26 protein-coding genes are annotated in these 24368 nt (G+C 71.2%); 12 read left to right on the top strand and 14 right to left on the bottom strand.

Annotation, left to right across the window (positions count from 1 at the left end; translation table 11 throughout):
* Window positions 1–8: 8 nt before the first annotated feature.
* The gene (locus A5673_RS24520) at window positions 9–389 is read right to left on the bottom strand and encodes a DUF3054 domain-containing protein (protein ID WP_068238632.1); all 381 of its coding nucleotides are present in this window, start codon (window positions 387–389) and stop codon (window positions 9–11) included.
* Between the two features lie 69 nt (window positions 390–458).
* Here A5673_RS24520 and A5673_RS24525 point away from each other — a divergent pair, with 69 nt between their 5' ends.
* From A5673_RS24525 to A5673_RS24535, 3 genes are read left to right on the top strand one after another with little or no spacing between them, the layout of a single operon-like run.
* Complete coding sequence (locus A5673_RS24525) at window positions 459–1196, top strand: SDR family NAD(P)-dependent oxidoreductase (protein WP_068238634.1); 738 nt, start codon at window positions 459–461, stop codon at window positions 1194–1196.
* Between the two features lie 16 nt (window positions 1197–1212).
* Window positions 1213–2397 (top strand): acyl-CoA dehydrogenase, encoded by a 1185-nt coding sequence (locus A5673_RS24530; protein ID WP_068238636.1) that lies wholly within the window; start codon window positions 1213–1215, stop codon window positions 2395–2397.
* A gap of 14 nt (window positions 2398–2411) precedes the next feature.
* Window positions 2412–3023, top strand: coding sequence for a hypothetical protein (locus A5673_RS24535; RefSeq protein ID WP_068238638.1), 612 nt, complete (start codon window positions 2412–2414; stop codon window positions 3021–3023).
* Here A5673_RS24535 and A5673_RS24540 read toward each other — a convergent pair.
* From A5673_RS24540 to A5673_RS24550, 3 genes are all read right to left on the bottom strand, one after another.
* A complete protein-coding gene (locus A5673_RS24540) occupies window positions 3020–3424 on the bottom strand; it encodes a DUF4190 domain-containing protein (RefSeq protein ID WP_068238640.1) in 405 nt (134 codons plus the stop codon). The genes A5673_RS24535 and A5673_RS24540 overlap by 4 nt on opposite strands.
* Window positions 3425–3496: 72 nt before the next feature.
* Window positions 3497–5149 carry a PE family protein gene (locus A5673_RS30535; protein ID WP_068238642.1) on the bottom strand — a complete coding sequence of 551 codons (1653 nt, stop codon included), beginning with the start codon at window positions 5147–5149 and terminating at the stop codon, window positions 3497–3499.
* Between the two features lie 159 nt (window positions 5150–5308).
* Window positions 5309–5599 (bottom strand): hypothetical protein, encoded by a 291-nt coding sequence (locus A5673_RS24550; RefSeq protein WP_068238644.1) that lies wholly within the window; start codon window positions 5597–5599, stop codon window positions 5309–5311.
* 92 nt (window positions 5600–5691) lie between these two features.
* Here A5673_RS24550 and A5673_RS24555 point away from each other — a divergent pair, with 92 nt between their 5' ends.
* Window positions 5692–5943, top strand: coding sequence for a hypothetical protein (locus tag A5673_RS24555; protein WP_068238646.1), 252 nt, complete (start codon window positions 5692–5694; stop codon window positions 5941–5943).
* 57 nt (window positions 5944–6000) lie between these two features.
* Entirely contained in the window at window positions 6001–7380 is a 1380-nt protein-coding gene (locus tag A5673_RS24560; RefSeq protein ID WP_068238647.1) for an NAD(P)/FAD-dependent oxidoreductase, read from the top strand.
* Here A5673_RS24560 and A5673_RS24565 read toward each other — a convergent pair.
* Genes A5673_RS24565 through A5673_RS24585 form a run of 5 tightly spaced genes read right to left on the bottom strand, consistent with a single transcriptional unit; the run spans window position 7377 to window position 12142 of the window.
* On the bottom strand, window positions 7377–8591 hold the full coding sequence (locus tag A5673_RS24565; protein ID WP_068238649.1) for an O-succinylhomoserine sulfhydrylase: 1215 nt from the start codon (window positions 8589–8591) through the stop codon (window positions 7377–7379). The two genes, A5673_RS24560 and A5673_RS24565, sit on opposite strands and share 4 nt — an antisense overlap.
* Window positions 8588–9004, bottom strand: coding sequence for a rhodanese-like domain-containing protein (locus A5673_RS24570; protein WP_068238651.1), 417 nt, complete (start codon window positions 9002–9004; stop codon window positions 8588–8590). The genes A5673_RS24565 and A5673_RS24570 overlap by 4 nt, the downstream gene beginning before the upstream one ends.
* The gene (gene purT / locus A5673_RS24575) at window positions 9001–10179 is read right to left on the bottom strand and encodes a formate-dependent phosphoribosylglycinamide formyltransferase (RefSeq protein WP_068238653.1); all 1179 of its coding nucleotides are present in this window, start codon (window positions 10177–10179) and stop codon (window positions 9001–9003) included. The genes A5673_RS24570 and purT overlap by 4 nt, the downstream gene beginning before the upstream one ends.
* 29 nt (window positions 10180–10208) lie before the next feature.
* Window positions 10209–10847: a PaaI family thioesterase gene (locus A5673_RS24580; RefSeq protein WP_068238655.1), complete on the bottom strand. Its 639-nt coding sequence runs from the start codon at window positions 10845–10847 to the stop codon at window positions 10209–10211.
* Entirely contained in the window at window positions 10844–12142 is a 1299-nt protein-coding gene (locus A5673_RS24585) for an adenylosuccinate synthase (RefSeq protein WP_068238657.1), read from the bottom strand. Before A5673_RS24585 ends, A5673_RS24580 begins: the two co-directional genes overlap by 4 nt.
* Before the next feature lie 142 nt (window positions 12143–12284).
* Between A5673_RS24585 and A5673_RS24590 the strand changes: the two genes are divergently transcribed.
* The 3 genes from A5673_RS24590 to A5673_RS24600 are packed head-to-tail and all read left to right on the top strand — an operon-like array spanning window position 12285 to window position 14638.
* Window positions 12285–12902, top strand: coding sequence for a peptidase M50 (locus A5673_RS24590; protein ID WP_068238659.1), 618 nt, complete (start codon window positions 12285–12287; stop codon window positions 12900–12902).
* Between the two features lie 9 nt (window positions 12903–12911).
* Window positions 12912–13688 carry a site-2 protease family protein gene (locus A5673_RS24595; protein WP_068238661.1) on the top strand — a complete coding sequence of 259 codons (777 nt, stop codon included), beginning with the start codon at window positions 12912–12914 and terminating at the stop codon, window positions 13686–13688.
* A 41-nt stretch (window positions 13689–13729) separates the two neighbouring features.
* Window positions 13730–14638, top strand: a complete 909-nt coding sequence (locus A5673_RS24600) for a cation diffusion facilitator family transporter (protein WP_068238662.1) — start codon at window positions 13730–13732, stop codon at window positions 14636–14638.
* On the opposite strand, the gene A5673_RS24605 is transcribed toward A5673_RS24600, so the two are convergent.
* A complete protein-coding gene (locus tag A5673_RS24605; RefSeq protein WP_068238664.1) occupies window positions 14632–15048 on the bottom strand; it encodes a DUF3151 domain-containing protein in 417 nt (138 codons plus the stop codon). The two genes, A5673_RS24600 and A5673_RS24605, sit on opposite strands and share 7 nt — an antisense overlap.
* A 47-nt stretch (window positions 15049–15095) precedes the next feature.
* Between A5673_RS24605 and A5673_RS24610 the strand changes: the two genes are divergently transcribed.
* Window positions 15096–15950: a hypothetical protein gene (locus A5673_RS24610; RefSeq protein ID WP_068238666.1), complete on the top strand. Its 855-nt coding sequence runs from the start codon at window positions 15096–15098 to the stop codon at window positions 15948–15950.
* Window positions 15951–16049: 99 nt separating this feature from the next.
* Here A5673_RS24610 and fbaA read toward each other — a convergent pair whose 3' ends face one another.
* On the bottom strand, window positions 16050–17081 hold the full coding sequence (fbaA, locus tag A5673_RS24615) for a class II fructose-bisphosphate aldolase (protein WP_068238668.1): 1032 nt from the start codon (window positions 17079–17081) through the stop codon (window positions 16050–16052).
* Between the two features lie 58 nt (window positions 17082–17139).
* Here fbaA and A5673_RS24620 point away from each other — a divergent pair, with 58 nt between their 5' ends.
* Complete coding sequence (locus tag A5673_RS24620) at window positions 17140–17841, top strand: DedA family protein (RefSeq protein WP_068238670.1); 702 nt, start codon at window positions 17140–17142, stop codon at window positions 17839–17841.
* Here the strand turns inward: A5673_RS24620 and A5673_RS24625 are convergent.
* Together A5673_RS24625 and A5673_RS24630 are read right to left on the bottom strand one after the other, a co-directional pair.
* The gene (locus A5673_RS24625) at window positions 17800–19752 is read right to left on the bottom strand and encodes an acetoacetate--CoA ligase (RefSeq protein ID WP_068238672.1); all 1953 of its coding nucleotides are present in this window, start codon (window positions 19750–19752) and stop codon (window positions 17800–17802) included. The genes A5673_RS24620 and A5673_RS24625 overlap by 42 nt on opposite strands.
* On the bottom strand, window positions 19749–20870 hold the full coding sequence (locus A5673_RS24630; RefSeq protein ID WP_068238674.1) for a glycoside hydrolase family 76 protein: 1122 nt from the start codon (window positions 20868–20870) through the stop codon (window positions 19749–19751). The genes A5673_RS24625 and A5673_RS24630 overlap by 4 nt, the downstream gene beginning before the upstream one ends.
* A 46-nt stretch (window positions 20871–20916) precedes the next feature.
* Between A5673_RS24630 and A5673_RS24635 the strand changes: the two genes are divergently transcribed.
* Together A5673_RS24635 and A5673_RS24640 are read left to right on the top strand one after the other, a co-directional pair.
* Window positions 20917–21399 (top strand): (2Fe-2S)-binding protein, encoded by a 483-nt coding sequence (locus A5673_RS24635; protein ID WP_068238684.1) that lies wholly within the window; start codon window positions 20917–20919, stop codon window positions 21397–21399.
* A complete protein-coding gene (locus tag A5673_RS24640; protein ID WP_068238676.1) occupies window positions 21392–23512 on the top strand; it encodes a molybdopterin cofactor-binding domain-containing protein in 2121 nt (706 codons plus the stop codon). The genes A5673_RS24635 and A5673_RS24640 overlap by 8 nt, the downstream gene beginning before the upstream one ends.
* On the opposite strand, the gene A5673_RS24645 is transcribed toward A5673_RS24640, so the two are convergent.
* A partial coding sequence (locus A5673_RS24645; RefSeq protein WP_068238678.1) for a VWA domain-containing protein occupies window positions 23493–24368 on the bottom strand: 876 nt, incomplete at its 5' end. The two genes, A5673_RS24640 and A5673_RS24645, sit on opposite strands and share 20 nt — an antisense overlap.

Below are 24368 nucleotides of genomic sequence, written 5' to 3' on the forward strand. Positions count from 1 at the left end.
GGTCCTGCTCAGCGGTCGGCGCGGCGCCGCGCGGCCAATCCGGCGGCCGCCCGCCACCCGAGCAACAGAACCGCGGTGACCGACGCGGCGACCACCACGAAACTCGCCGCCACGCCCGCCGAACTGGCTTTGCGCAGCAGCATGCCGACCACGATGGTGCACAGCCAGACGATCACCCCGGTGGGGGCCACCGCGGTCGGCCGCCGCCAGCCGCGTGACACCAGCCACCCGACCAGGGTTCCGGTGAGGAACGGCCAGGCCGTCGTCGCGACGCCGCCGAGGTTGAGCCCCTCGTCGTGGCTGCGCCGGCCGACGGCGCAGAAGACCAGCACCGCGACGACGTCTGCGAGTAGCGACACAAGCCAGGCCGAGGACTGGAGCCGAAGCATGCCGCGACACTACCGGGCGAGCTGGGCATCCTTGACCCCGCGGGCGCGGTGACCCTAAATTCGGCACCGATGAATCGGGGCAGGCTCGCGGTGGTGACCGGCGCCGGGTCGGGCATCGGCAGGGCGGTGGCCCTCGCGTTCGCCGCGCAAGGCGACCGGGTCGTCGCCGCCGATATCGACGAGGCGGCCGCGCAGGCCACCGCGCAGGCGCGGCCCGAGCTGATCACCGCGCTGCCGGTCGACGTCGCCGACCCCGCCCGGGTCGAGTTGCTACGCAACAGGACCCATGCCGAGGTGGGCGTGCCCACCATCGTGGTCAACGCCGCGGGATGGGACCGCACCGACCAATTCCTCAATGCCACACCGGAATTCGCGGCCAAGGTGGTGGCGATCAACTACCTCGGCCCGGTGCACGTCTGCGGTGCGTTCCTGCCGGGAATGATCGACGCGCAGGCCGGCGGCCGCGTCGTCAACCTGGCCAGCGACGCCGGCCGGGTCGGCAGCGCGGGCGAGACCATCTACGCCGGCGCCAAGGGCGGCGTCATCGCGCTCACCAAGTCCCTGGCCCGCGAGATGGCCCGGCACCAGATCACGGTGAACTGCGTGTGCCCGGGGCCGACGGACACCCCGCTGTTCCACGCGCAACCGGAAAAACTGAAAGAAGCCCTGGTCAAGGCGATCCCGTTTCGCCGGTTGGCCCGTCCCGAGGAGGTCGCCGCGCCGGTGCTGTTCTTCGCGTCGGACGCCGCGTCGTTCATCACCGGACAGGTGATCAGTGTCAGCGGCGGCCTGACGATGGCAGGTTAGTGGCAGGCTGACTCCTATGAGCACCGATGCGCCCCCCGCCTTTGACCGCGACGACCCCCTGGGGCTGGACGCCTCCCTGTCCGACGACGAGCTCGCCGTGCGCGACACCGTGCGGAAGTTCTGCGCCGAGCACGTCATCCCTTACGTCGGGGAGTGGTTCGAGATCGGCGACCTGCCGGTGCGCCAGCTCGCCAAGCAGTTCGGCGAGCTGGGCCTGCTCGGCATGCACCTGCACGGCTACGGCTGCGGCGGGGCCTCCGCCGTGCACTACGGCCTGGCCTGCACCGAGCTGGAGGCCGCCGACTCCGGCATCCGGTCGATGGTCTCGGTGCAGGGGTCGCTGGCGATGTTCGCCATCTGGCAGTTCGGCTCGGAGGACCAGAAGCAGCAGTGGCTGCCCGGCATGGCCGCCGGCGAACTGCTCGGCTGCTTCGGGCTGACCGAACCCGACGTCGGGTCCGACCCGGCCGCGATGAAAACCCGGGCGCGCCAGGATGGTTCGGACTGGGTGATCAACGGCCGCAAGCTGTGGATCACCAACGGCTCGGTCGCCGACGTGGCGATCGTGTGGGCCGCCACCGACGACGGGATTCGCGGCTTCGTGGTGCCCACCAAGACCCCCGGCTTCACCGCCAACACCATCCACCACAAGCTGTCGCTGCGGGCCTCGATCACCAGCGAGCTGGTGCTCGACGACGTGCGGGTGCCCGCCGACGCGATGCTGCCGGGGGCACGGGGACTGCGCGGGCCGCTGTCGTGCCTCTCGGAGGCGCGCTACGGCATCATCTGGGGGTCGATGGGCGCCGCGCGCTCGGCGTGGCAGGCCGCGCTCGACTACGCCACGCAGCGGACCCAGTTCGGCCGGCCGATCGCCGGATTCCAGTTGACGCAGGCCAAACTCGTCGACATGGCCGTCGAGCTGCACAAGGGGCAGCTGCTGTCGCTGCACCTCGGTCGCCTCAAGGACGGCGTCGGCCTGCGCCCCGAGCAGGTCAGCTTCGGCAAGCTCAACAACACCCGCGAGGCGATCAAGATCTGCCGCACCGCGCGAACCATCCTGGGCGGCAACGGGATATCGCTGGAGTACCCCGTCATCCGGCACATGGTCAACCTGGAATCGGTGCTGACCTACGAGGGCACGCCGGAGATGCACCAGCTCGTCCTCGGCCAGGCGTTCACCGGCAGCGACGCGTTCCGCTGAGAGGAGTACCGCCCATGGGATCTTTCGTACATCGGATCGGTGTCCTCGTCGCCGCCTGCGGGCTGCTGTGTGCGCCGGCGGCGAGCGCCGACCCGGTCACCCTGCCGCCGATGACGTCCGGTGGCGGCGGGCCGATCATCGGCGGCGGCAACAACTCCGGCATTTCCCAGCAGCTAACGGGCCTCGGCAACCCGAACGTCCAGGAGGTTGACGGCTCGGACGCGGCCCAGTTCATCACGGCCGCTGCCGCGGTCAGCAATCCGCAGCTTGCCGCCCCCTTCGGGCTGCTCAAGCGGGCGCTGGCATGCCAGACCAACAACGCGGGGTTCGGGGCGCGCGCCTACCGGCGCAACGACGGGCTGTGGGGCGGCGCGATGCTGGTCGCCTCGAAGAGCACCACACCCAACGTCGACGCCCTGACGGCGTGCGCCAAGACCAATTGGCGCAAACCCACGACCGGTTCGGACACGGCGATGTGCAATGGCGGCTGGACGACGCCCAATTCCTTCGACAGCCGCCGCAGCAACGCGGAGGCGTACTACATCTTCCTCGCCGGGACCAACGACGACTTCTGCAACCAACTCAACGGGAAGTACAAGACCAACGCCGCCGCGTGGCCGTTCTAAATCGCTTGCACGTGAGCGGTTTTCACCACGGTCGGCGCACCCGAATCCGTGCTTGGGGAGTGCGGCAACAGGGCGGCAACGGTCCATAACGCGATGCCGCCGACGAGCACGACAGCGCCGATGACGATGCCGGCGATCGCCATGCCACGGCCCTTCTGGCCGGTTCTCTTGATCTGGGAGAGCGCCACGAAGCCGAAGATGATGCCCAGAAAGGCGCCGATGAACATGCAGACCCAGCCGAACAGGGAACACACCAACGACGCGACGGCGAAGCCGTTCGTGCCGACCAGCTGTGGCGGCGGGTAACCGGGCGGCGGGTAACCGTAACCGCCCGCGGGAGGCGGCGGATAGCCATAACCGCCCGGCGGTGGGGGTGGGTACCTGGGCGGTTGTTCCGTCACGCGAGCCTCCTACATCGAGAGGCCACACTCTACTCGCGTTTCGCCTGGTAGAGGCGTAAATCGGCCGCCACGCTAGGGGCCGCCGCCGGTGCCGCCGTGGCCGCCGACGATGACACCCGGGGTACCGAAGGTACTGGCGAGGCCGCCACCGCCACCGCCACCGATGCCGGCGGCGCCGCCGACGCCGCCGGGCGGCGAGGGCAGCGCGGTGCCACCGGCCTGACCGGCAGCGCCGCCGAGACCGGCCCCACTGTCACCGCCGCCGGTGCCCCCGGCGCCGCCGGTCCCACCGGTGATGCCGCCACCACCGCCGCCGCCGCCTTCGGCCGAGGCGATCGTGCCGACCGTGCCGATGACCGTGGCGCCGCCCCCGCCGCCGCCACCGCCCGTGGGGTTGCCCTGGCCGGCCTGGCCCAGGGCCCCGGAGGCCGCTTCGCTGCCGAAGACGGCCCCGGCGCCGCCGCCCCCACCACCTCCGGGACCACCGGTGGGGCCGGCGGGGCCGCCGCCATCACCACCGTCACCGCCGCCGGCCGAGGCCGTCGTCGTGCCCACGGCGTCGGCATTACCGCCGGCGCCGCCGCGGCCGCCGGTGCCGCCGACGCCCCCACCCGTGCTGTCGCCGCCGGCGCCGCCGCCACCGCGGCCGCCGGTACCGCCGTCGCCGCCGGTGAACGCGGCGGCACCGGTGCCGACCGTGAAGTTGCTGACGCCGCCGTCGCCGCCCCGGCCCCCGTGGCCGCCGAGGCCGCCCGGACTGAAGCCGCCGGCGCCGCCGTTGCCGCCGGTGCCGGCGGTGCCGGTGGCGCTCGAGGCACCCGCGGGGCCACCCTGGCCGCCGGTACCGCCGGTGCCGCCGTTGCCGGCATGGCCGGCCAGCAGCGCCTGGTTGACGCCGCCGATCCCACCGTCGCCGCCGCGCCCGCCGTGACCGCCGTCCATCGACGAGGCCCCACCGAGCCCGCCGGTACCGCCGGCCCCACCGTTACCGCCCTGCCCGCCGAACAGGTGCATGTTGGCGCCGCCGGCCCCACCGTTACCGCCGTGCCCGCCGGTCGCGCCGGCCGGGCCCACCACGAGCCCGGCCGAACCCCCGTTGCCGCCAATCCCGCCGGTGCCGCCGGCGCCGGCGAACAACCCACTGGCGCCGCCGGCCCCACCGTTGCCACCGGTGCCGGCGGTGCCCGCGAGGGCGTTACCGCCGGCGCCGCCGTTGCCGCCGCGGCCCCACAGCCCCGCCGACCCACCGTTGCCGCCGTTTTGGCCCGTCGCGCCGGCCGCGCCGTTGCCCCCGTTGCCGATCAGGATGCCGCCGTCCGCGCCGTTGGCCCCGGGCGTGGTCCCGTTGGCACCGTCGCCGATCAGCGGGCGACCCACGAGCAACTCGGTCGGCGCATTGATCACGCCCAACACGTCTTGCTCGAGCGTCTGCAGCGGCGAGGCGTTGGCCGCCTCGGCCAGCGAATACGCTTGCCCCGCACCGGTTAACACGCGGACAAATTCGCTCTGGAACGCCGCGGCGCGCGCGCTCAACGACTGATAGACCTGGGCGTGGCCGGAGAACAGCGACGCGACGGCCGCCGACACCTCGTCGTCGGCGGCGGCCAGCAGCGCGACGGTCGGGGCCGCCGCCGATGCATTCGCGGCGCTCACCGCCGAACCGATGCCCGCCAGGTCCCACGCCGCCGACGCCACAAACTCTGGGATTGCCACCACATAGGACATCGCTGCCCCCTTCGGTCGCACACACGAGGAGCATCCAAAATCGTACGCCGTTTGCGACCCGATGTTCCGGCGTCCAGCAAACTTTTTTCCCGCGGCGCTACATTGCCCTCGGGGGAGCGAAAAGCCAACGTCGCCAACGCATTTGGCGCGTTCTTCGGCTCAGCCGTCGATGTGCGTCGGCGGGTCGGCCAAACCCGGATCCCCAGGCCGCCGGTCGGGACCCATCACGTCGCAGCGCCGTTCGGGCACCAGGTAGGAACTGGCGCCGTGCGGAACCAACTGGGGAGCCGCCACGCAGCGTTGCCAACTGCCGTCGGGCTGGACGGGTCCGTCGCACTTGCTGAGCACCGGCCCCCCGTACAGGCAGCCGGCGCCGGCCGGCGGCGCCGCGGCGATCAGTCCCGAGGCCGCCAGCAGGCCCGCGAACATTCCGACGACGCAGCGCTTCATGGATGCCTCCCGTCACATCGCCGCTGGGGCCTGGCAATGACGCTACCGCGGCGCTGTGATCCAGGTCACCGCCGGGCTAGCATGGAGCTGTTATGAGGGCGGTCGTCATCGCGGTCTGCTCCGCGATCGTGTCGGTGTTTCTCGGCGTCCCGGCGGTGGCGCACGCGGACCCGTGCGTCAACGGCACCGTCCGGCCCGGCCCGGGTGCCGCCGTCCTGCTGTGCCAGGACCGCGGCTGGTTGCTGGTCATCCCGAGGGGCGCGGCCGGCTACGGCCCGGATCAGCCGCTGCCACCGACGTGTGCGACGTTCGCGGACAAGTACATGTGCCCGACCGAACAGTGAGGCGCCCGGTCAGCAGGCCTGTATGCCCGCGCCCGCCGGCAACATAGGGTGGAGGGCATGTCGCGCCATCGCGTCGTCATCATCGGTAGCGGGTTCGGCGGTCTGAATGCGGCCCGGTCACTCAAGCGGGCCGATGTCGACGTCACCCTGATCTCGAAGACGACCAGCCACCTGTTCCAGCCGTTGCTGTACCAGGTGGCCACGGGCATCCTGTCCGAGGGCGACGTCGCCCCGACCACCCGCCTGGTCCTGCGCAAGCAGAAGAATGTCCGCGTGCTGTGGGGCGAGGTCAGCGCGATCGACCTGACGGCGAGGACGGTGACGTCGCACCTGATGGGCATGCAGACGGTGACCGGCTGCGACAGCCTCATCGTGGCCGCCGGCGCCCAGCAGTCCTATTTCGGCCACGACGAGTACGCCGCCTTTGCGCCCGGCATGAAGAGCATCGACGACGCGCTCGAGCTGCGGGCTCGCATCCTCGGCGCGTTCGAGGCCGCCGAGGTCGCCACCGACCCGGCCGAGCGGCAACGCCGGCTGACCTTCGTGGTGGTGGGCGCGGGGCCGACGGGCGTCGAGCTGGCCGGCGAGATCGTCCAGCTGGCCGAGCGCACGCTGGCAGGGGCGTTTCGGACCATCACGCCCAGCGAGTGCCGGGTCATCCTGCTCGACGCGGCGCCGGCGGTGCTGCCGCCGATGGGCGAAAAGCTCGGCCTGAAAGCCCAACGGCGGCTGGAAAAGATGGGCGTCGAGGTCCAGCTCAACGCGATGGTGACCACCGTCGACTACCTGGGCATCACGGTCAAGGACTCCGACGGAACCGAGCGCCGCATCGAATGCGCCTGCAAGGTGTGGGCCGCCGGCGTGCAGGCCAGCCCGCTGGGCGCGATGCTCGCCGAGCAGTCCGACGGGACCGAAACCGACCGCGCGGGACGGGTGATCGTCGAGCCCGACCTCACCGTCAAGGGCCACCCCTACGTCTTCGTCGTCGGCGACCTGATGTCCGTGCCGGGCGTGCCGGGCATGGCCCAGGGCGCGATCCAGGGGGCGCACTACGCCGCCGCGCTGATCAAGCAGGCGGTGAAGGGCCACGACGATCCGGCCAACCGAAAGCCGTTCGCGTACTTCGACAAGGGCAGCATGGCCCTCATCTCGCGGTACAGCGCCGTCGCCAAGGTCGGCAAGCTGGAGTTCGGCGGCTTCATCGCCTGGCTGGCGTGGCTGCTGTTGCACCTGCTGTACCTGGTCGGCTTCCGCAACCGCATCGCCGCCATGTTCTCCTGGGGGATCTCGTTCCTGGGCCGCACCCGCGGCCAGATGGCCATCACCAGCCAGATGATGTACGCCCGGCCGGTGGTGGACTGGGTGGAGCGCCAAGCGCAAGAGGGGTCGCTCGCCGCGGCCGAACGCATCGATTCGGCCGAGCGGCAAGCGGGCTAGCTCAGCGCCTGATCGATGTCCGCGATCAGGTCGTCGGTGCCCTCCAGGCCGACGGAGATGCGAACGACGTTGTCGCCCAACCCGATCGCGGCGCGGCCCTCGGGCCCCATCGCGCGGTGGGTGGTGGTCGCCGGGTGGGTCACCAGCGATTTGGCGTCGCCCAGGTTGTTGGAGATGTCGATCAGGCGCATCTTGTCCAGCACCTCGAAAGCCCGTTGCTTGGCGGCGGTTTCGGCGCAGTCGAGCGCGAAGGTGAGCACCGTCCCGCCGCCCGACATCTGCCGCTTGGCCAGGTCGTACTGCGGGTGCGACGGCAGGTACGGGTAGCGCACCCAGCTCACCGCCGGGTGGGTCTCCAGGAATTCGGCGATCCGGTGCGCCGAGGAATTGCCGTGCTCGACCCGAACGGCCAGCGTCTCAAGGCCTTTCAGCAACACCCAGGCGTTGAACGCGCTCATTGCCGGCCCGGTGTGCCGCATCAGCTTCTGCACCGGTCCGTCGATGTAGTCCTTGTCGCCGAGGATCGCGCCGCCCAGGACGCGGCCCTGCCCGTCGATGTGCTTGGTGGCCGAGTACACCACCACGTCCACCCCGAGCGGAAAGCCCTGCTGCAGCAGCGGTGTGGCAAAGACGTTGTCCAGCAACACTTTTGCGCCCGCGGCGTGAGCGAGCTCGGTCACCGCGGCGATGTCGACCAGGGACTGCATCGGGTTCGACGGCGTCTCGAAGAACACCGCCGCCGTGGGCACCGACAGCGCCTCCTCCCACTGCGCGAGGTCGTCGCCGTCGACGAAAACCGTTTCCACACCCCACCGCGGCAGGATCTCGTTGCACACCACGAAGCACGACCCGAACAGGCTGCGCGCCGCGACCAGCCGGTCGCCCGCGGCCAGCAGCGCGCCCAGCGAGGTGAACACCGCGGCCATGCCGCTCGCGGTGGCGAACGCCGCGGGCGCCCCCTCGATCAGGCGCAGCCGCTCCTCGAACATCGTCACGGTCGGGTTGCCGTACCGGGAGTACACGAAATGGTCCACCTCGCCGGTGAACGACTGCTCCGCGACGGCCGCCGAGGGGTAGACGTAGCCGGACGTCAGGAACATCGCCTCGGCGGTCTCCTCGAACCCCGATCGCAGCAGGCCGCCGCGCACGCCGAGGGTGGCCTGGCTGACGCCGTCGGGCAACGCCTTGGGCGTGCGGGCCGATTCGGTCATCCCTGCTTCCAGGGTAATCCGACGGCGCGCCAACCGGTTTCACCGCGATGACCGTGGGCGTCGAGCTGGCCTTCGAAGCCGTCCAGCACGTTGTAGGCCGGCGTGATGCCCAGCCGCGTGGACACCTCGGCCGCGCCGATGGAGCGATTGCCCGAGCGGCACAAGAAGATCACGGGCCGCTCCTGGTCGGCCGGCGGGACCTGTTGGTTCAGCTCGTCGGCGAAGTTCGCGTTGGGCATCCCGTTGCCCGTCACCCACTCGATGTACACCACGTCGCGGCCCAGGCTCGACAGGTCGGGCACGCCGACGAAGCGCCATTCGGCGTCGGTGCGGACGTCGACCAACACGGCGTTGGGGTTGTCGCTGAGTAGCTTCCACGCCTGCAGGGGCGTGATGTCTCCCGCGTAGCTCATCCGCGTGAGTCTCGCATAGTCAGCGCGTTCGCCACCTGTCGGGCACGGTCGCGCGCGGCCGCCACGTCCGGCGCGGTGGCCAGTGCCACGCCGAGCGGGGCGGACGGCCGTTGCGGGGCGAAGATGCGGAGATCGCTTTCCGGCACCCGCAGCGCGCCGCCGAGCGCGTCGACGGTCGGGGACCCGCCGTCGTGGCCGGCGTCGATCAGGTGGGCGGCGGCCGGCGACATCATCATGGTGTCCACCGGCAGGCCCAGGACGGCCCGGGCGTGCAGTTCGAAGGCCGAGAGCCGCTGGCTGCGCAGGGTCACCCAGACGCTCGGGTGCGGGTGCGCGGTGACGTCGGAGAAGTACACCTCGTCGCCCTTGATCATCAATTCGACGCCGAAGACGCCCCGCCCGCCCAGCGCCTTGATGATCCGCGCGGCGATCGACTTGGCGGAGTCCACCGCGGCGTCGCTCATCTGCTGCGGTTGCCACGATTCCAGGACGGCGCCGTCGGCGTCCCGGTGGCCGATCGGTGAGCAGAACTCCAGCACCGGACCGGTCGGGCCCTCCTTGCGCACGGCGAGCAGGGTGACGTCGAAGTCGACGTCGACGACCGTCTCGGCCATCACCCGGCCCCCCGAGTTCCCCACCGCGCGCTGCCAGGCCGGCTCGATGTCGTCGGGCCCGGAGACCACCGAGTGCCCCCGCCCCGACACCGGCTTGACCAGCAACGGATACCCCGCGTGCGCGGCGACCGCCTGCAGTTCGCCGACCGATCCCACGAACCAGAACGGCGCGGTGGGCAGCCCCAGCTCGTCGGCCGCCAGCCGGCGCAGGGCCTCGCGGTCGGCGGTGAGCCGCACGGTGCGGGCGTTCGGCACCAGCTCGGTGCGCTCGTGGTCGTGGCTCAGCGCCTCGACGGCGACCGCGTCGGTGGCCGTCACCACGAACTGGGGTTTGTGCTGTTGAATCGCCCCCGCCAGCTCGTCGGCGTCGGCCAGGCGCTCCTCGACGGCGATCACCCGCGCGCCGAGGTGCCGCAGCGCGGTCGCCAGCTCCCGGCTGAGCTCACCGGAACCGAGCAGCAGCACCTTCGGCGCGCCGTCGGGATCGTGGGGGGGAGTTTGCGGGGGCAGGACAAGCGCCGTCGTCTTGTCGTCCTGTCCTTCGCTGAAGCCGTCGGTCACCGCTCAAGGATAGGTCGGTTCCAACGGCCCTAGGGCTGGCCGGGAAGCAGCCGCACCATCAGGCCGTTGGCCTCGGCCAGCACCGCGTCGTCGCCGTCGACCAATTCCGCCGCGACGAACGCCTTGCGGCCCTCGGCCGTGGTGACGCGGCCGCGCACCGCCAGCGGCGCGTCGATCGGCGTGACCTTGCGGTAGTCGACGTGCAGGAAGGCGGTGCGGCTGATCGGCCGCCCCGCGGCGTGGGAAATCATGCCGAACATGTGGTCAAACAGCAGCGGCAGCACGCCGCCGTGCACGGCGTGATTGCCGCCGACGTGAAACCGGCTGAAGTACCCGGTCATTTCGACGCCGTCGGGGGCGTAGCGCGTCAACGTCCAGGGGGGCAGCAGCAGGCTGCCCATGCCGGGCAGGTCGGGCGTCCGGCCGGCCGGCGCCTGGCCCTCGTCGGCCCGGAACGGGCGGAGCACCTCGACGAGGGCGGCGGCGCGGCCGGCCGCGTCGTCCCAGACGTCGTCGGCGGGGTTCGCGGACACGGCCAGGTCCTGCAGCGCTCGCATCGCCGCGACGAACCGGCCGAACCCCGGGCCGGGGCTGGCCGGGCCGTATTCGGGAAAGCCGCCGTGGTGTTCGTATTCGGGGTCGAGTTCTTTCGGGTCCGCCTCGGTCACGGGCGGGCCGCCAGGACGTCGCGGCGCACGATCGTCTGATCGCGGCCGGGCCCGACGCCGATGCATGAAATGTGGGCTCCGGCAAGCTCTTCCAGCCGCAACACGTAGTCGCGCGCCTTGGCGGGTAGGTCGTCGAACTCCCGGGCGTCCGAGATGTCTTCCCACCAGCCGGGCAGCTCCTCGTAGATGGGTTGGGCGCGGTGCAGGTCGCTCTGGGTCATCGGCATGTCGGCCGTGCGCTCCCCGTCGATCTGGTAGCCCACGCACACCGGCACGGTTTCCAGGCTGGAGAGCACGTCGAGCTTGGTCAAAAAGAAGTCGGTGATGCCGTTGACCCGGGTGGCGTAGCGGGCGACGACGGCGTCGAACCAGCCGCAGCGGCGGCGCCGGCCGGTGGTGACGCCGAATTCGCCGCCGGTCTTGGACAGGTATTCGCCGTTCTCGTCGAACAGCTCGGTGGGGAACGGCCCCGAGCCCACCCGGGTGGTGTAGGCCTTGAGGATTCCGAGCACGGTGGTGATCCGCGTCGGCCCGATCCCCGACCCCACGCACGCGCCGCCCGCCGTCGGGTTCGACGACGTCACGTAGGGGTAGGTGCCGTGGTCGACGTCGAGCAGCGTGCCCTGGGAGCCCTCCAGCAACACCGTCTCCCCGGCCTCCAGCGCCGTGTTGAGCAGCCGCCGGGTGTCGCGGATGCGGTGGCGAAAGCCCTCCGCCTGCCCCAGGAGGGCCTCGACGATCTGGTGCGGGTCCAGCGCCTTGCGGTTGTAGATCTTGACCAGGATCTGGTTCTTCAGGTCCAGCGCGGCCTCGACCTTGTGGGTCAGCAGCTCGGGGTCGAGGACGTCGGCGACCCGGATCCCCTGGCGGGCGATCTTGTCCTGGTAGCACGGCCCGATGCCGCGGCCGGTGGTGCCGATCTTCTTGTTGCCCATGTAGCGCTCGGTGACCTTGTCGATGGCGACGTGGTAGGGCAGCAGCAGGTGCGCGTCGGCGGAGATCAGCAGCTTGGTGGTGTCGACGCCGCGGTCCTCGAGGCCCTTGAGCTCGTCGAGCAGCACCCCGGGGTCGACCACCACGCCGTTGCCGATCACGTTGGTGACGCCGGGCGTCAGCACCCCCGACGGGATCAGGTGGAGAGCGAAATTCTCGCCACTGGGCAGGACGACGGTATGCCCGGCGTTGTTGCCGCCCTGATAGCGCACCACCCACTGCACGCGCCCGCCGAGCAGGTCGGTGGCCTTACCTTTGCCCTCGTCGCCCCACTGGGCGCCGATGAGGACGATTGCCGGCATGCCTTGCTCCCGCCTAATCCCACGCGTTTCAGCCTGCTTATTCGTGGTGATCGCAAGCGCGGCGCAGCCGGGCGCAGCGGGTCACCACAATAGTGTGGTCCAGCCGGTGACCCACCCTATCCCAGGAGGTTGCGAGGAACCCATGAATAACGTGGGGGTGTTGGTGTTCGGCGATCGTCGGGTGCCCGGGCCGCTGACCGGCCTGCCGGTGCAGGCGGCCGATATCGACGCCGCGATCGGGCCGTACCGGCGCCTGGCGGTCGTCGGCGCCGATGCCGACCTGGCCGCGGTGCTGACCCGGTTGCTGCGCGCCGACCGGCTCGACGTCGAGGTGGCCTACGTGCCGCCCCGCCGCACCCGCGCCACCCGGATCTATCGCCTGCCGACCGGCCGCCGCGCGGCGCGGCGCGCCCGCGCCGGCTCGGCCCGCCGGGTGACCCTGATCCGCGACGAGACCGGATCGGTGGTCGTCGGCCGCGCCGGCTGGCTGCCCGCCGACGGCGCGACGCTGCTGCGCGGCGAGGCGGTCGTCGACGACACCACGCTGTTCGACGGCGAGGTCGCCGCCGTGCGCATCGAGCCGACGCTGGCGCTGCCGGGGCTGCGGGCCTCGGTACGGAGGGGCCGCTGGGTCGCCGGCCGCGCGGCGCAGCTGGGCAGCACCGGCGTCACGGTCGTGCGCGACGGCGTCGCGGGGCCGCGCCCGGCGCGCCGGTCGACGTTCTACCGCCACGTCGAAGGGTGGCTGCTGGTCCGGTAATTTTTCAGCGTGAGCTTCCCCGCGCGCCAACACGAATCCGTGCGGCCCAGCCCGATCTTCCTTGGCCTGGTCGCGTTGACGGCGGCCGGCGGCGTGCTGGCCTGGCTGGCCGGATCGAGCGTGCGGCCGCTGTCCTACGCCGGTGTCTTTACTTTCGTGATCGCGGGCTGGCTGGTGTCGCTGTGCCTGCACGAATTCGGGCACGCCGTGACCGCCTGGCGCTTCGGCGACCACGACGTCGCCGTCCGCGGCTACCTGACGCTGGATCCGCGGCGCTACAGCCACCCCGCGCTCTCGCTCGTGCTGCCGATGGTGGTCATCCTGCTCGGCGGCATCGGGCTGCCGGGCGCCGCGGTGTACGTGCGGACGTGGTTCATGACCCCGACCCGCCGCACCCTGGTCAGCCTGGCGGGCCCGGCCGCCAACCTGGTGCTGGCGGTGCTGCTGCTGGCGTTGACCCGGGCGCTGTACGACCCGGCCCACGCGGTGCTGTGGGCCGGGGTGGCGTTTTTGGGCTTTCTTCAGCTGACCGCGGTGCTGCTGAACCTGCTGCCCGTTCCGGGCCTGGACGGCTACGACGCGCTGGAACCGCACCTGAGCCCGGAGACGCAGCGGGCCCTGGCGCCCGCCAAGCAGTGGGGCTTTTTCGTCCTGCTGTTTCTGCTGCTGGCGGCCAGCTCCTGGTTCTTCGCCCTGGTGCTGTGGCTCTTCGATTTCTCCGGTGTGCCGCACTGGCTGGTGTCCGCCGGCAACCAGCTGACCCGGTTCTGGAGTCGCTGGGTCTAACGGTTGCCATATATGCGCAATTGCGCATATATTGCTGGGCTATGGGCGCCGGCCACAATCACACCCCCGCCGAGGGCGACTCGTCCCGGATGGTCGCCCGCATGGTCGCGGCCGCGGCGATCCTGGCGACCTTTTTCGTCATCGAGTTGACCACCTCGCTGCTGATCAACTCGATCGCGCTGCTGGCCGATGCGGGGCACATGCTGACCGACGTCGTCGCGGTGTTCATGGGGCTGACCGCGGTAACCCTGGCCAGGCGCGGCAGCTCGTCTCCCGCGCGCACCTACGGCTGGCATCGGGCGGAGGTGTTCACCGCGGTCGCCAACGCCGGGCTGCTGATCGGGGTGGCCCTGTTCATCCTTTGGGAAGCCATCCAGCGGCTCAGGGAAACCCCGTCGATCCCCGGCGTGCCGATGATCGTCGTCGCGCTGCTCGGCCTGCTGGCCAACCTGGCGGTCGCGCTGCTGCTGCGGTCGCACTCGGGAAGCAGCCTGGCCGTCAAGGGCGCCTACATGGAGGTGGTGGCCGACAGCGTCGGCAGCCTGGGCGTGCTGATCGCCGGCATCGTCACGGTCACGACGCACTGGCCGTACGCCGACGTGGTGGTCGCGGTGTTGGTCGCGCTGTGGGTGGCGCCCCGGGCCATCTCCCTGGCCCGCGACGCGCTGCGCATCCTGTCCGAGGCCTCGCCGGCCCACATCGACGTGGAGGAGCTGCGCGGCGCGCTCGGTGCGGTCGACGGCGTGACCGAGGTGCACGACCTGCACGTGTGGACGCTCTCGCCCGGCAAGGACATGTGCACGGCGCATTTGACCAGCGATGGCGACTCGGACCGCGTGCTGCAGGACGCGCGCGCGGTGCTGTCGGCGCGCGGACTGGATCACGCGACCGTCCAGATCGAGGGCCCCGGCGGCGGCGACTCGTGCTCGGAGAGCTCTGGGAGCTACTGAAGCCCCAGCGCCCCGCGCGCCGCGGGGTCGCAGTCGTCGAGCAGGTCCAGGCAACGCTGGTATTCGTCGGTCTCGCCGATGGTGTCGGCGGCCTTCGCCAGCGCCGCGACGCAACGCAGGAAGCCCCGGTTGGGCTCGTGCGCGTACGGCACCGGCCCGAAGCCCTTCCAGCCGTTGCGGCGCAGCTGGTCCAGGCCGCGGTGGTAACCGGTGCGGGCGTAGGCGTACGCGGTGACGGCCTTGTCCTCCGCCAGCGCCTCTTCGGCGAGGGCCGCCCAGGCCACCGACGCCGACGGGTGCGCGGCGGCGACGGAGCTGGGGTTTTCGTTGGCGAGCAGCTCCGCCTCGGCATCGCTGTCGCCGGGCAGCAGGATCGGATCGGGTCCGAGAAGATCTCCCATCGAGGTCATGGTGTCTATTTTGCCGTCCCCCCGGTGCGGGTCGCTAAGCTCCTTGCATGCCCAACCCACCCGAACCCGACCGCGGCGGCGCGCCGAGGCGGCCCGGGTTCGATCCACGCGAATCGCGCAACGAGCCTGGCGCCGACGCGCCCGGCGGCGAGGGAGCCGAGGGCCAGCCGATGGTGCCGAGCGATCCCGAGACCGAGACCGTGGTGATCAACAAACCCGATCAGGGCGACGGCCCCGACGCGGATCCGGACGGGGCACAACGCGAACGTCGTTTCACCGCACCGGGATTCGACGCGAAGGAGACTCAGGTCATCGCGACGTCCGCCGAGCCCGCCACCGAGGTGTTCGCGTCACCGCCCGGGGCGGAAGCCCCGCCGCCACCGCAGGCCGCCCCCCCGAAAGCCGCTGTGCCGCAATCCATTCCGCCCCGATTGGGGGCCAAGCTGCGGACGACGCGGCAAATCAACTGGGGCTGGATACTGGCGCTGGTGGTGGTCGTGCTCGCGCTGGCGGCGATCGCGATCCTGGGGACCGTGCTGCTGACCCGCAGCAAGCACTCGAAAGTCTCTGAGGAAGACCAGGTTCGGCACACCATCCAGCAGTACGACGTCGCGGTGCAACGGGGCGATCTGACCGCGCTGCGCACCATCACGTGCGGCAACGCCCGCGACGGGTATGTCGATTACGACGAACACGCCTGGCAGGAGACCTACCAGCGGGTATCGGCGGCCAAGCAGTATCCGGTGATCGCCAGCATCGACCAGGTCGTCGTCAACGGCCAGCACGCCGAGGCGAACATCACCACGTTCATGGCCTACGACCCGTCGCTGCGCTCGACCCGCAGCCTCGACCTGCAGTACCGCGACGACCACTGGAAGATCTGCCAGTCCCCCAGCGGCTAGCTATTGATCGCGAGCAGACGCAAAATCGCACATTCCTTCGCGGAATCGTGCGATTTTGCGTCTGCTCGGCAAGGGGGGTTGGCCCCCGGCTCGGCAGCGTCAGCCCAGGGACTTTGCGGCGCAGTGCAGGTCGTTGCAGGCCTCGACGACGCGCTGGGTCATGCCGGCCTCGGCCATCTTGAGGTAGGTGCGTGGGTCGTAGGCCTTCTTGACGCCGACCTCGCCGTCGATTTTGAGCACGCCGTCGTAGTTGGTGAACATGTGACCGGCGATCGGGCGGGTGAACGCGTACTGGGTGTCGGTGTCGACGTTCATCTTCACCACGCCGTAGCGCAGCGCCTCCTCGATCTCCGACTTCAGCGAGCCCGAACCGCCGTGGAACACGAAGTCGAACGGCTTGGCTCCGTCGGGCAGGCCCAGCTTGGCGCACGCCACCTGCTGCCCCTGCGCGAGGATGTCGGGGCGCAGCTTGACGTTGCCGGGCTTGTAGACGCCGTGCACGTTGCCGAACGTCGCGGCCAGCAGGTACTTGCCGTGCTCGCCGTGGCCCAGCGCATCGATCGTCTTCTCGAAGTCCGCGGGCGTGGTGTAGAGCTTGTCGTTGATCTCGTTGGCGACGCCGTCCTCCTCGCCGCCCACCACGCCGATCTCGATCTCCAGGACGATCTTGGCCGCCGCCGCCTCCTTGAGCAGCTCCTGCGCGATGACCAGGTTCTCGTCGATCGGCACCGCCGAGCCGTCCCACATGTGGGACTGGAAAAGGGGGTCGCGGCCCGCGCTCACCCGTTCCGCCGAGATCGCCAGCAGCGGGCGCACGTAGCTGTCCAGCTTGTCCTTGGGGCAGTGGTCGGTGTGCAGCGCGACGTTGACCGGGTATCTGGCCGCGACGACGCGGGTGAACTCCGCCAGCGCGACGGCGCCGGTCACCATGTCCTTGACCCCGAGGCCGGACGCGAACTCCGCGCCGCCGGTGGAGAATTGGATGATGCCGTCGCTGCCGGCGTCGGCGAAGCCTTTGATCGCGGCGTTGACCGTCTCCGACGAGGTGCAGTTGATGGCCGGGAAGGCGTAGGAGTTCTCCTTCGCCCGGCCCAGCATCTCGGCGTAGATCTCGGGGGTGGCGATCGGCATGGGCTCCTCCTGGCGACTGGGCCCATCCAGTATCGCAACAACGGTATGTTGAAGCATCGTGAGCACCACCGTGACGGCCTTGCCGAACATCCTCGACCCGATGTACTGGCTGGGCGCGGGTGGCGTCTTCGGATCGGCGGTGCTGCCCGGCATCCTGGTCATCGTCTTCATCGAGACCGGGCTGCTGTTTCCGCTGCTCCCCGGGGAATCGCTGCTGTTCACCGGCGGGCTGCTGGCCGCGCACCCCAACCCGCCCGCGAACATCTGGGTGCTGGCGCCGTCCGTCGCCGTCGTCGCGATCCTGGGCGACCAATGCGGATATTTCATCGGGCGGCGGATCGGGCCGGCGCTGTTCAAGAAGGAAGACTCCCGCTTCTTCAAGAAGCACTACGTGACCGAGTCGCACGCGTTCTTCGAGAAGTACGGGCCCTGGGCGGTCATCCTGGCCCGGTTCGCGCCGTTCGTGCGGACGTTCGTCCCGCCGGTGGCCGGGGTGTCGTACATGCGCTACCCGGTGTTCCTCGGGTTCGACATCGTCGGCGGCATCCTGTGGGGCGGCGGTGTGACGCTGGCGGGCTACTTCCTGGGCACCGTGCCGTTCGTGCACCACAACCTGGAAAAGATCATTCTGGGCATCCTGTTCGTGTCGCTGATCCCGGCGTTCGTCGCCGCCTGGCGCGCCTACCGGGGGCGCCGCCGCGGGTCCGACGAGACCGACTCAGGACACCCGACTTCTGCGGTACGCAACGAAAGCGTCTAGCAGGTCGGGCCGGTCGATCGAGCTCTGCTGCACCGCCTGGTCCGGCGCGGTCCCGAGCAGGATCCGCTTGATCGGGATCTCGAGCCGCTTGCCGGTCAGCGTCCGCGGGATGCCGGGAACGTCGAGGATGTCGTCGGGCACGTGCCGCGGCGAGGCGTGCTGACGGATCTCGGCGACGATCCTCGACCGCAGCGCGTCATCCAATGCGACGCCGTCCGCCAGGTGCACGAACAGCGGCATCCAGTAGCCGCCGTCGTCCTGCTCGACGCCGACCACCAGGCAGTCGGTCACCTCCGGCATGCGTTCGACCGCCGTGTAGATCTCCGCGCTGCCCATCCGCACGCCCATCCGGTTCAGGGTGGCGTCCGAACGGCCGTGCACCACAACGGATCCCCGGTCGCTGATGGTGATCCAGTCCCCGTGGCACCACACGCCCGGGTACTTGTCGAAGTAGGCGGCGCGGTAGCGGCTGCCGTCGTCGTCGTTCCAGAAGGACACCGGCATGGACGGCATCGGCTTGGTCACCACCAGCTCGCCCTCCTCCCCGATGACGGGGTGGCCCTGGCCCTGCCAGGCCTCGATGGCCGCGCCGAGGCACAGGCACGACAGCTCGCCGGCCACCACGGGCAGGATCGAGCAGCCGCCGATGAAGGCCGTGCACACGTCGGTCCCGCCGCTCATCGAGATCACCGGAACCGCGCGGCCGAGTCCCTCTTGCACCCAACGGAATCCGGACGCCGGCAGCGGCGACCCGGTGGATCCGACCGCGCGCACGCCATCCAGTTTGTACGACGCGCCCGGCCTCAATTCCTGTTTGGCACAAGCCAATAGGTAGCCCGCACCGGCGCCGAGGAATGTGACGCCGGCCTCGGCGGCAACCTGCCAGAGCCCATCGGTGCCCGGATGCGTCGGGCTGCCGTCGTAGAGGACGATGGTGGTGCCGGCCAGCAGCCCGGACACCAGGAAGTTCCACATCATCCAGCTCGTCGACGAGTACCACAGGAAGCGGTCGCCCGGGTGCAGATCCAGTTGCAGGTTCAGGTATTTCAGATGCTCGACCACCACGCCGCCGTGACCGTGCACGATGCCCTTCGGCTTGCCCGTCGTTCCCGACGAGAACATCACCCACAGCGGGTGGGCGAACGGGACCGGCGTGATCTCGAGGGCGGCATCGTTGTCGACCGCCGCGGCCCACGCCACGGTGTCGCCGTCGGCGTCGAGCCCGAGCCGCGGCACCACCACGGTGGCCTTCAGCGTCGGCATCGCACCCCGGATCGTGGCCAGCTCCGCGCGCCGATCGATGCGCTTGCCCGCGTACACCGAGCCGTCGGTGGCGACCAGCACGGCCGGCTCCACCTGGCCCAGCCGGGCGATCACGCCGTCGACCGACACGTCCTGGTTGCACACCGCCCAGATCGCGCCCACGCTGGCCGCGGCCAGCGCGGCGACGACGGCCTCGGCGACGTTGGGCAGATACCCGACGACGGCGTCGCCGGGCTTGACGCCCAGGTTGCGCAGGTAGGCGGCGAAGGCCGCCGTCTCGCGCTGCAGCCGCGCCCAGGACCACTCGGTGGATCCGTCCTCGCCGACGGCGATCAGCGCCGGGCGCTCGTCGGTGGCGTGCCGGAAGATCTCGGTGGCGTAGTTGAGCGTGGCGCCGGGGAACCACTCGGCGCCGGGCATGGAACGCTCACCCAGCACCGCGCGGGGCGAGCTGCCCGCCCGGATGTCGAAGTAGGCCCAGATGGCGTCCCAGAACCAGTCGATGTCGTGCACCGACTTTGCCCACAGGCCTTGGTAGTCGGCGTACTCGCCGCGGCCGGTCTCGGCCAGCCAGGCCATGAAGCGGGTGAGGTTGGCGCCGGCAAGCGTTGCCTCGTCGGGGATCCAGCCGCCGCCCAGTTCGCTCATTTGTCGATCACGGCGGTGACGTTACAGGCGGCCTCCATCAGCATCCACCCCGAGAGCTGCACCGACAGATCGCGTTCGGCGATCTCGGAAGCGTTGACCGCGCCCTCGACGAATTGCGCCTCTTCGCCACCCGCCTTGGGCAGCTCGGCGTCGCGGTCCCAGAACGCGCCGAACAGCGGCAGCCCGGCCACCGTTTGCCGGTAGTCCCAGGCCGATTTCGCCGACGACAGCACGATGGTGCGCGCGGTGTCGCGTGCGACCACGTCGTCGGCGGAGTCGCCCGGCAGGGTGGTGGCGACCAGTGCGAGGTAGCGGGCGGTGATGCCGCCGAACAGGCCGCCGTCGCCGCCGCCGGCGCCGCGCAGCACGCCCGACGGTGCCATCTGCTCGCTGACCGCCGCCACCAGCCGGTGCACCCGGGCCTGATGCCGGGCCCGAGCCTCGGCGCCGGTGCGCGCGGCGAGCTCGGTCTCCAGGCCCAGCACCACGCCCTGGCAGTAGGTGTACTGCGCGCGCACCAGCGAGCCGGACTTGATGCCGTCGAACACCAGGTGCGTCTCCGGGTCGATCAGGGTGGCATCGATCCAGTCGCTCATCTGGTCGGCCCGCTGCAGGTGCTCCCCGTAGCGGGCGAGGAAGATGCCGGCCGGGCCGTTGGCCGGGGCGTTGAAGAACTTGTCCTGCTTGCGCCACGGGATGCCGCCGCCGTCCCCGGGCGCCCACGCGTCGACGAACTGGTCGGCGAGCTTGGGCAGCGCGCGATGGCGCTCGACGCCGGCGAGCCGGGCCGCGCGTTCCAGCGCCAGCGCCAGCCACGCCATGTCGTCGTAATAGCTGTTGGTCCACCTCAGGTTGTTGCGCAGCCGGTGGCTGCGGACCTGGCGGTTGATCATCGTGTGCCGGTGCGGTTGCGGATCGCGCAGCTGCGCGTCGACCAGGCAGTCCAGCAGGTGCGCCTGCCACCAGTAGTGCCAGGTGCCGAACAGCCGGTCCTTGCGGGTCGGCGGCCAGGCCACCACCCCGAGCTGGGTGCCCGGCAGCGCCCACAGCCGCTTCAGGTGTCGCTGCGCGACAGCGGCTTCGGAGCTGGCCGCCCGGTTGGCCCATAGCTGATCCATACCGCTCGATCCTGCCCTAGGCCGCCGCCGGAGGATGCTGGAGGCCATGGGCGATCTGACGGGCCTGACGGTCAATGGGCGGCGACACGAGGTCGACGCCGCGGACGACACCCCGCTGCTGTACGTGTTGCGCAACCACCTGGGCTTGAAGGGCACCCGGTTCGGCTGCGGGGTGGGGCTGTGCGGGGCGTGTTTCGTGCTCGCCGACGGCCGGCCCGTCTATTCCTGCGACACCCCGCTGTGGTCGGTGGCCGGCAAGTCGATCCGCACCGTCGAGGGACTGGGCGACGACGGGGAGCCGCACCCGGTGGCACGCGCGATCGTCGCCGGGCAGGCGGCCCAATGCGGCTACTGCATGTCGGGGATCGTGGTGGCGGCCGCGGCGCTACTGGCCGACAACCCGGACCCGACGGAGGACGAGGTGCGCGCCGCCCTGGACGCCAACCTGTGTCGGTGCGGCTCGCACAATCGCGTGGTCGCGGCGGTGCTGAGCGCCGGGGCCGAGTTACGGGGGTCCGCCGATGCCTGAGTCGCCTGCGCTGCCGGAGTCGCTGGCCGCCAATCCCATTCTGGGCGAATGGATTCGGATCGACCCGGACGGCGTCGTCGAGGTCCGCTCGGGCAAGGTCGAGCTGGGCCAGGGCGTATTGACGGCGCTGGCGCAGATCGCCGCCGAGGAGCTTGACGTGGGCGTGGCGCGCGTCCGGATGATCGCCGCGACGACGGATCGCAGCCCCGACGAGGGCTTCACCGCCGGCAGCCGGTCGATCCAGCAGTCGGGGGCCGCGCTGCGCCAGGCGTGCGCCGAGGCGCGGGCGATCTATCTGGACGCGGCGGCGGCCAAGCTGTCCGTCGCGCCCGACGAGTTGGACGTGGTCGACGGCGAGTTCAGCGGTCCGCACGGATTGGTCACCAGTTATTGGGAACTCGCCGACGATTCGCTGCTGGATCGGGCCGCCACCGGGGAAGCGGCCCCGAAGCCCGAGGCGGACTACGCGGTCGTCGGCACCGACGTCGCGCGGCTGGATTTGCCCGACAAGCTGACCGGGCGGCCGCGCTACCTGCACGACCTCGTGGTGGACGGGCAGCTGTACGGCCGCGTCGTCCGCCCGCCGTCGCGCGGGGCTCACCTGCGCGACGTCGACACCGGCCCGACGCTTGCTATGGCGGGCGTGGTCACCGTGGTGCGTGACGGCGAGTTCCTCGGCGTGATCGCCGAGCGGGAGGAGGTCGCGGTGCGCGCGGCCGAGCGCCTGCGCGCCGACGCCACCTGGGACCGGCGACCGACGCTGCCCGACGAGGACGACCTGCCGGCGTTTCTGCTGTCGGCGGCGGCCGAGACGTCGGTGCTGGCGTCCAAAGAGGCTGCGGCGCCGGTTCATTCGTCGCGGTCGCATTCGGCCCGCTACCACCGCCCGTACCTGGTGCACGCCTCGATCGGCCCGTCGGCCGCGGCGGCGCTCGCGCAGCCCGGCGGCCGCCTGGAGGTCTGGTCACACAGCCAGGGGGTGCACGTACTGCGGCGCGAACTGGCCGCGGCGCTGGACCTGCCGGCCGGTGCGGTGGTGGTGCGCCACGTCGAGGGCGCCGGGTGCTACGGGCACAACGGCGCCGACGACGCCGCCATGGACGCCGCGGTGCTGGCGCGGGCGGTGCCCGGGCGCCCGGTGCACCTGGTCTGGTCGCGCGCCGACGAATTGTCCTGGGCGCCGTTTGGTCCCGCGGCGGTGGTCGAGATCGCCGCCGATTGCGGGGACGACGGCGCCGTCGTCGACTGGCGCCACGAGATCTGGAGCGGCAGCTACATGGGCCGGCCCGGCACGACGCCGACGCCGGCCTTCCTGGCGGCCGGCGAGCGCGCCGGTGGCGAGCCGATCCGCGCCGGCGGCGAGCCGCCGGTCGAGTGGGGCGGCGGCACCGGCCGCAATGCGGTCCCGGGCTACGACTTTCCGTCCTACCGGGTGATCAACCACCTGTTGACCGAGATGCCGCTGCGCACCTCGGCGCTGCGCTCGCTGGGGGCGTTCGTCAATGTCTTTGCGGCGGAATCGTTCATGGACGAGCTGGCGGTGGCTGCGGCGCGCGATCCGCTCGAGTTCCGGTTGGCGCAGCTGTCGGACGAGCGCGGGCGCGCGGTGCTGCGGGCGGCGGCGGAGCGCGCCGGCTGGGCGGGGCGCGCGCGGCGGGAATCGGTCGGGCACGGCATCGGGTATGCGCGCTACAAGAATTCGGCCGCCTACTGCGCGGTGGTCGCCGAGGTCGAGGCGCTCGAGCGGGTCCGGGTGCGCCGGCTGGTCATCGCGGTGGACGCCGGGCTGGTGATCAATCCCGACGGCGCGGCCAATCAGATCGAAGGCGGCGCGGTGCAGGCTACCAGCTGGACCCTCAAGGAGCGGGTCCGCTTCGACGGGTTCGGCGTCACCAGCGACACCTGGGAGACCTACCCGATCCTGCGGTTCTCCGAGGTGCCCGCGGTCGACGTCGAATTCCTTGCCGGACAGGGCAATCCCCCGTTGGGCATCGGCGAGTGCGCCCAGGGCCCGACGGCCGCCGCGATCGCCAACGCGGTCCGCGACGCGATCGGCGTGCGGGTGCGCTCGCTGCCGCTGACGCCCGAGCAGCTCATCGCCGCGATGGATTAGCCAGCGCGACAAGCAAGTCGCGCAACCCGGTGAGCGAGTGCGCCGGCAAGAACAGGTCGCAATAGGGCAGGGCCGCCGCCATCGAACCGGCCAGCGGCTGGAAATCGCCGTGCGCCGCGCGGGGATTGAGCCACACCAGCGTCGCGGCGCGGCGGCGCAGCCTGGCCATCGCGTGGGCGAGCACGTCGGGCGGATCGGCGTCCCAGCCGTCGGAGGCGATGATCACCACCGCGCCGCGCAGCGCGTTGCCGTGCGGCGGGGCGAGCAGGGCGCCGACGCTGCGGCCGATGAACGTGCCGCCGTAGCGGTCGGTGACTTTCGCGTTGGCTTTCTGCAGCGCCACCTCGGCGGAGCGGTGCGACAGTACCGACGTGAGCCGGGTCAGCGACGTCGAGAACGCGAAGACCTCCGGCCGCAGGCCGTGCCGGCGCAGCGCGGCGGCACGCATCAGATGCAGGTACACCGCGGCGTAGGGCTGCATCGAGCGGCTCACGTCGCAGGCCAGGACCACCCGGCGGGGCCGGCGGCGGGGCCGGGTGCGCGCCACTTTCACTGATTCCCAGCCGGTTTGGCGCGCGGCGTTCATCGTGGCGCGCAGGTCGATGCGTTTGCCGCCCGCGCTGGGCTCGAACCGCATGCTGCGCCGCCGCGGCCAGCGCGCGACCGTGGCCTCCAGCCAGGAGCCCAGCAGGCGGAGGTCCCCGGCGTCGAAGCTGTCGAACGGCTCGTCGGCGCGGGCGGCGATCCGGCTGGGCAGCAGATCGGGCAGCAGGACGCTCGTTTCCTCGGCTGCGTCCCGGACGGTGGACGCGCGGGTGGCCCAGGGCAGTTGTCGGGCGCCGGCGTTCGGCGCGGC

Source organism: Mycobacterium sp. E3198 (assembly GCF_001667015.1).
GTDB lineage: Bacteria > Actinomycetota > Actinomycetes > Mycobacteriales > Mycobacteriaceae > Mycobacterium.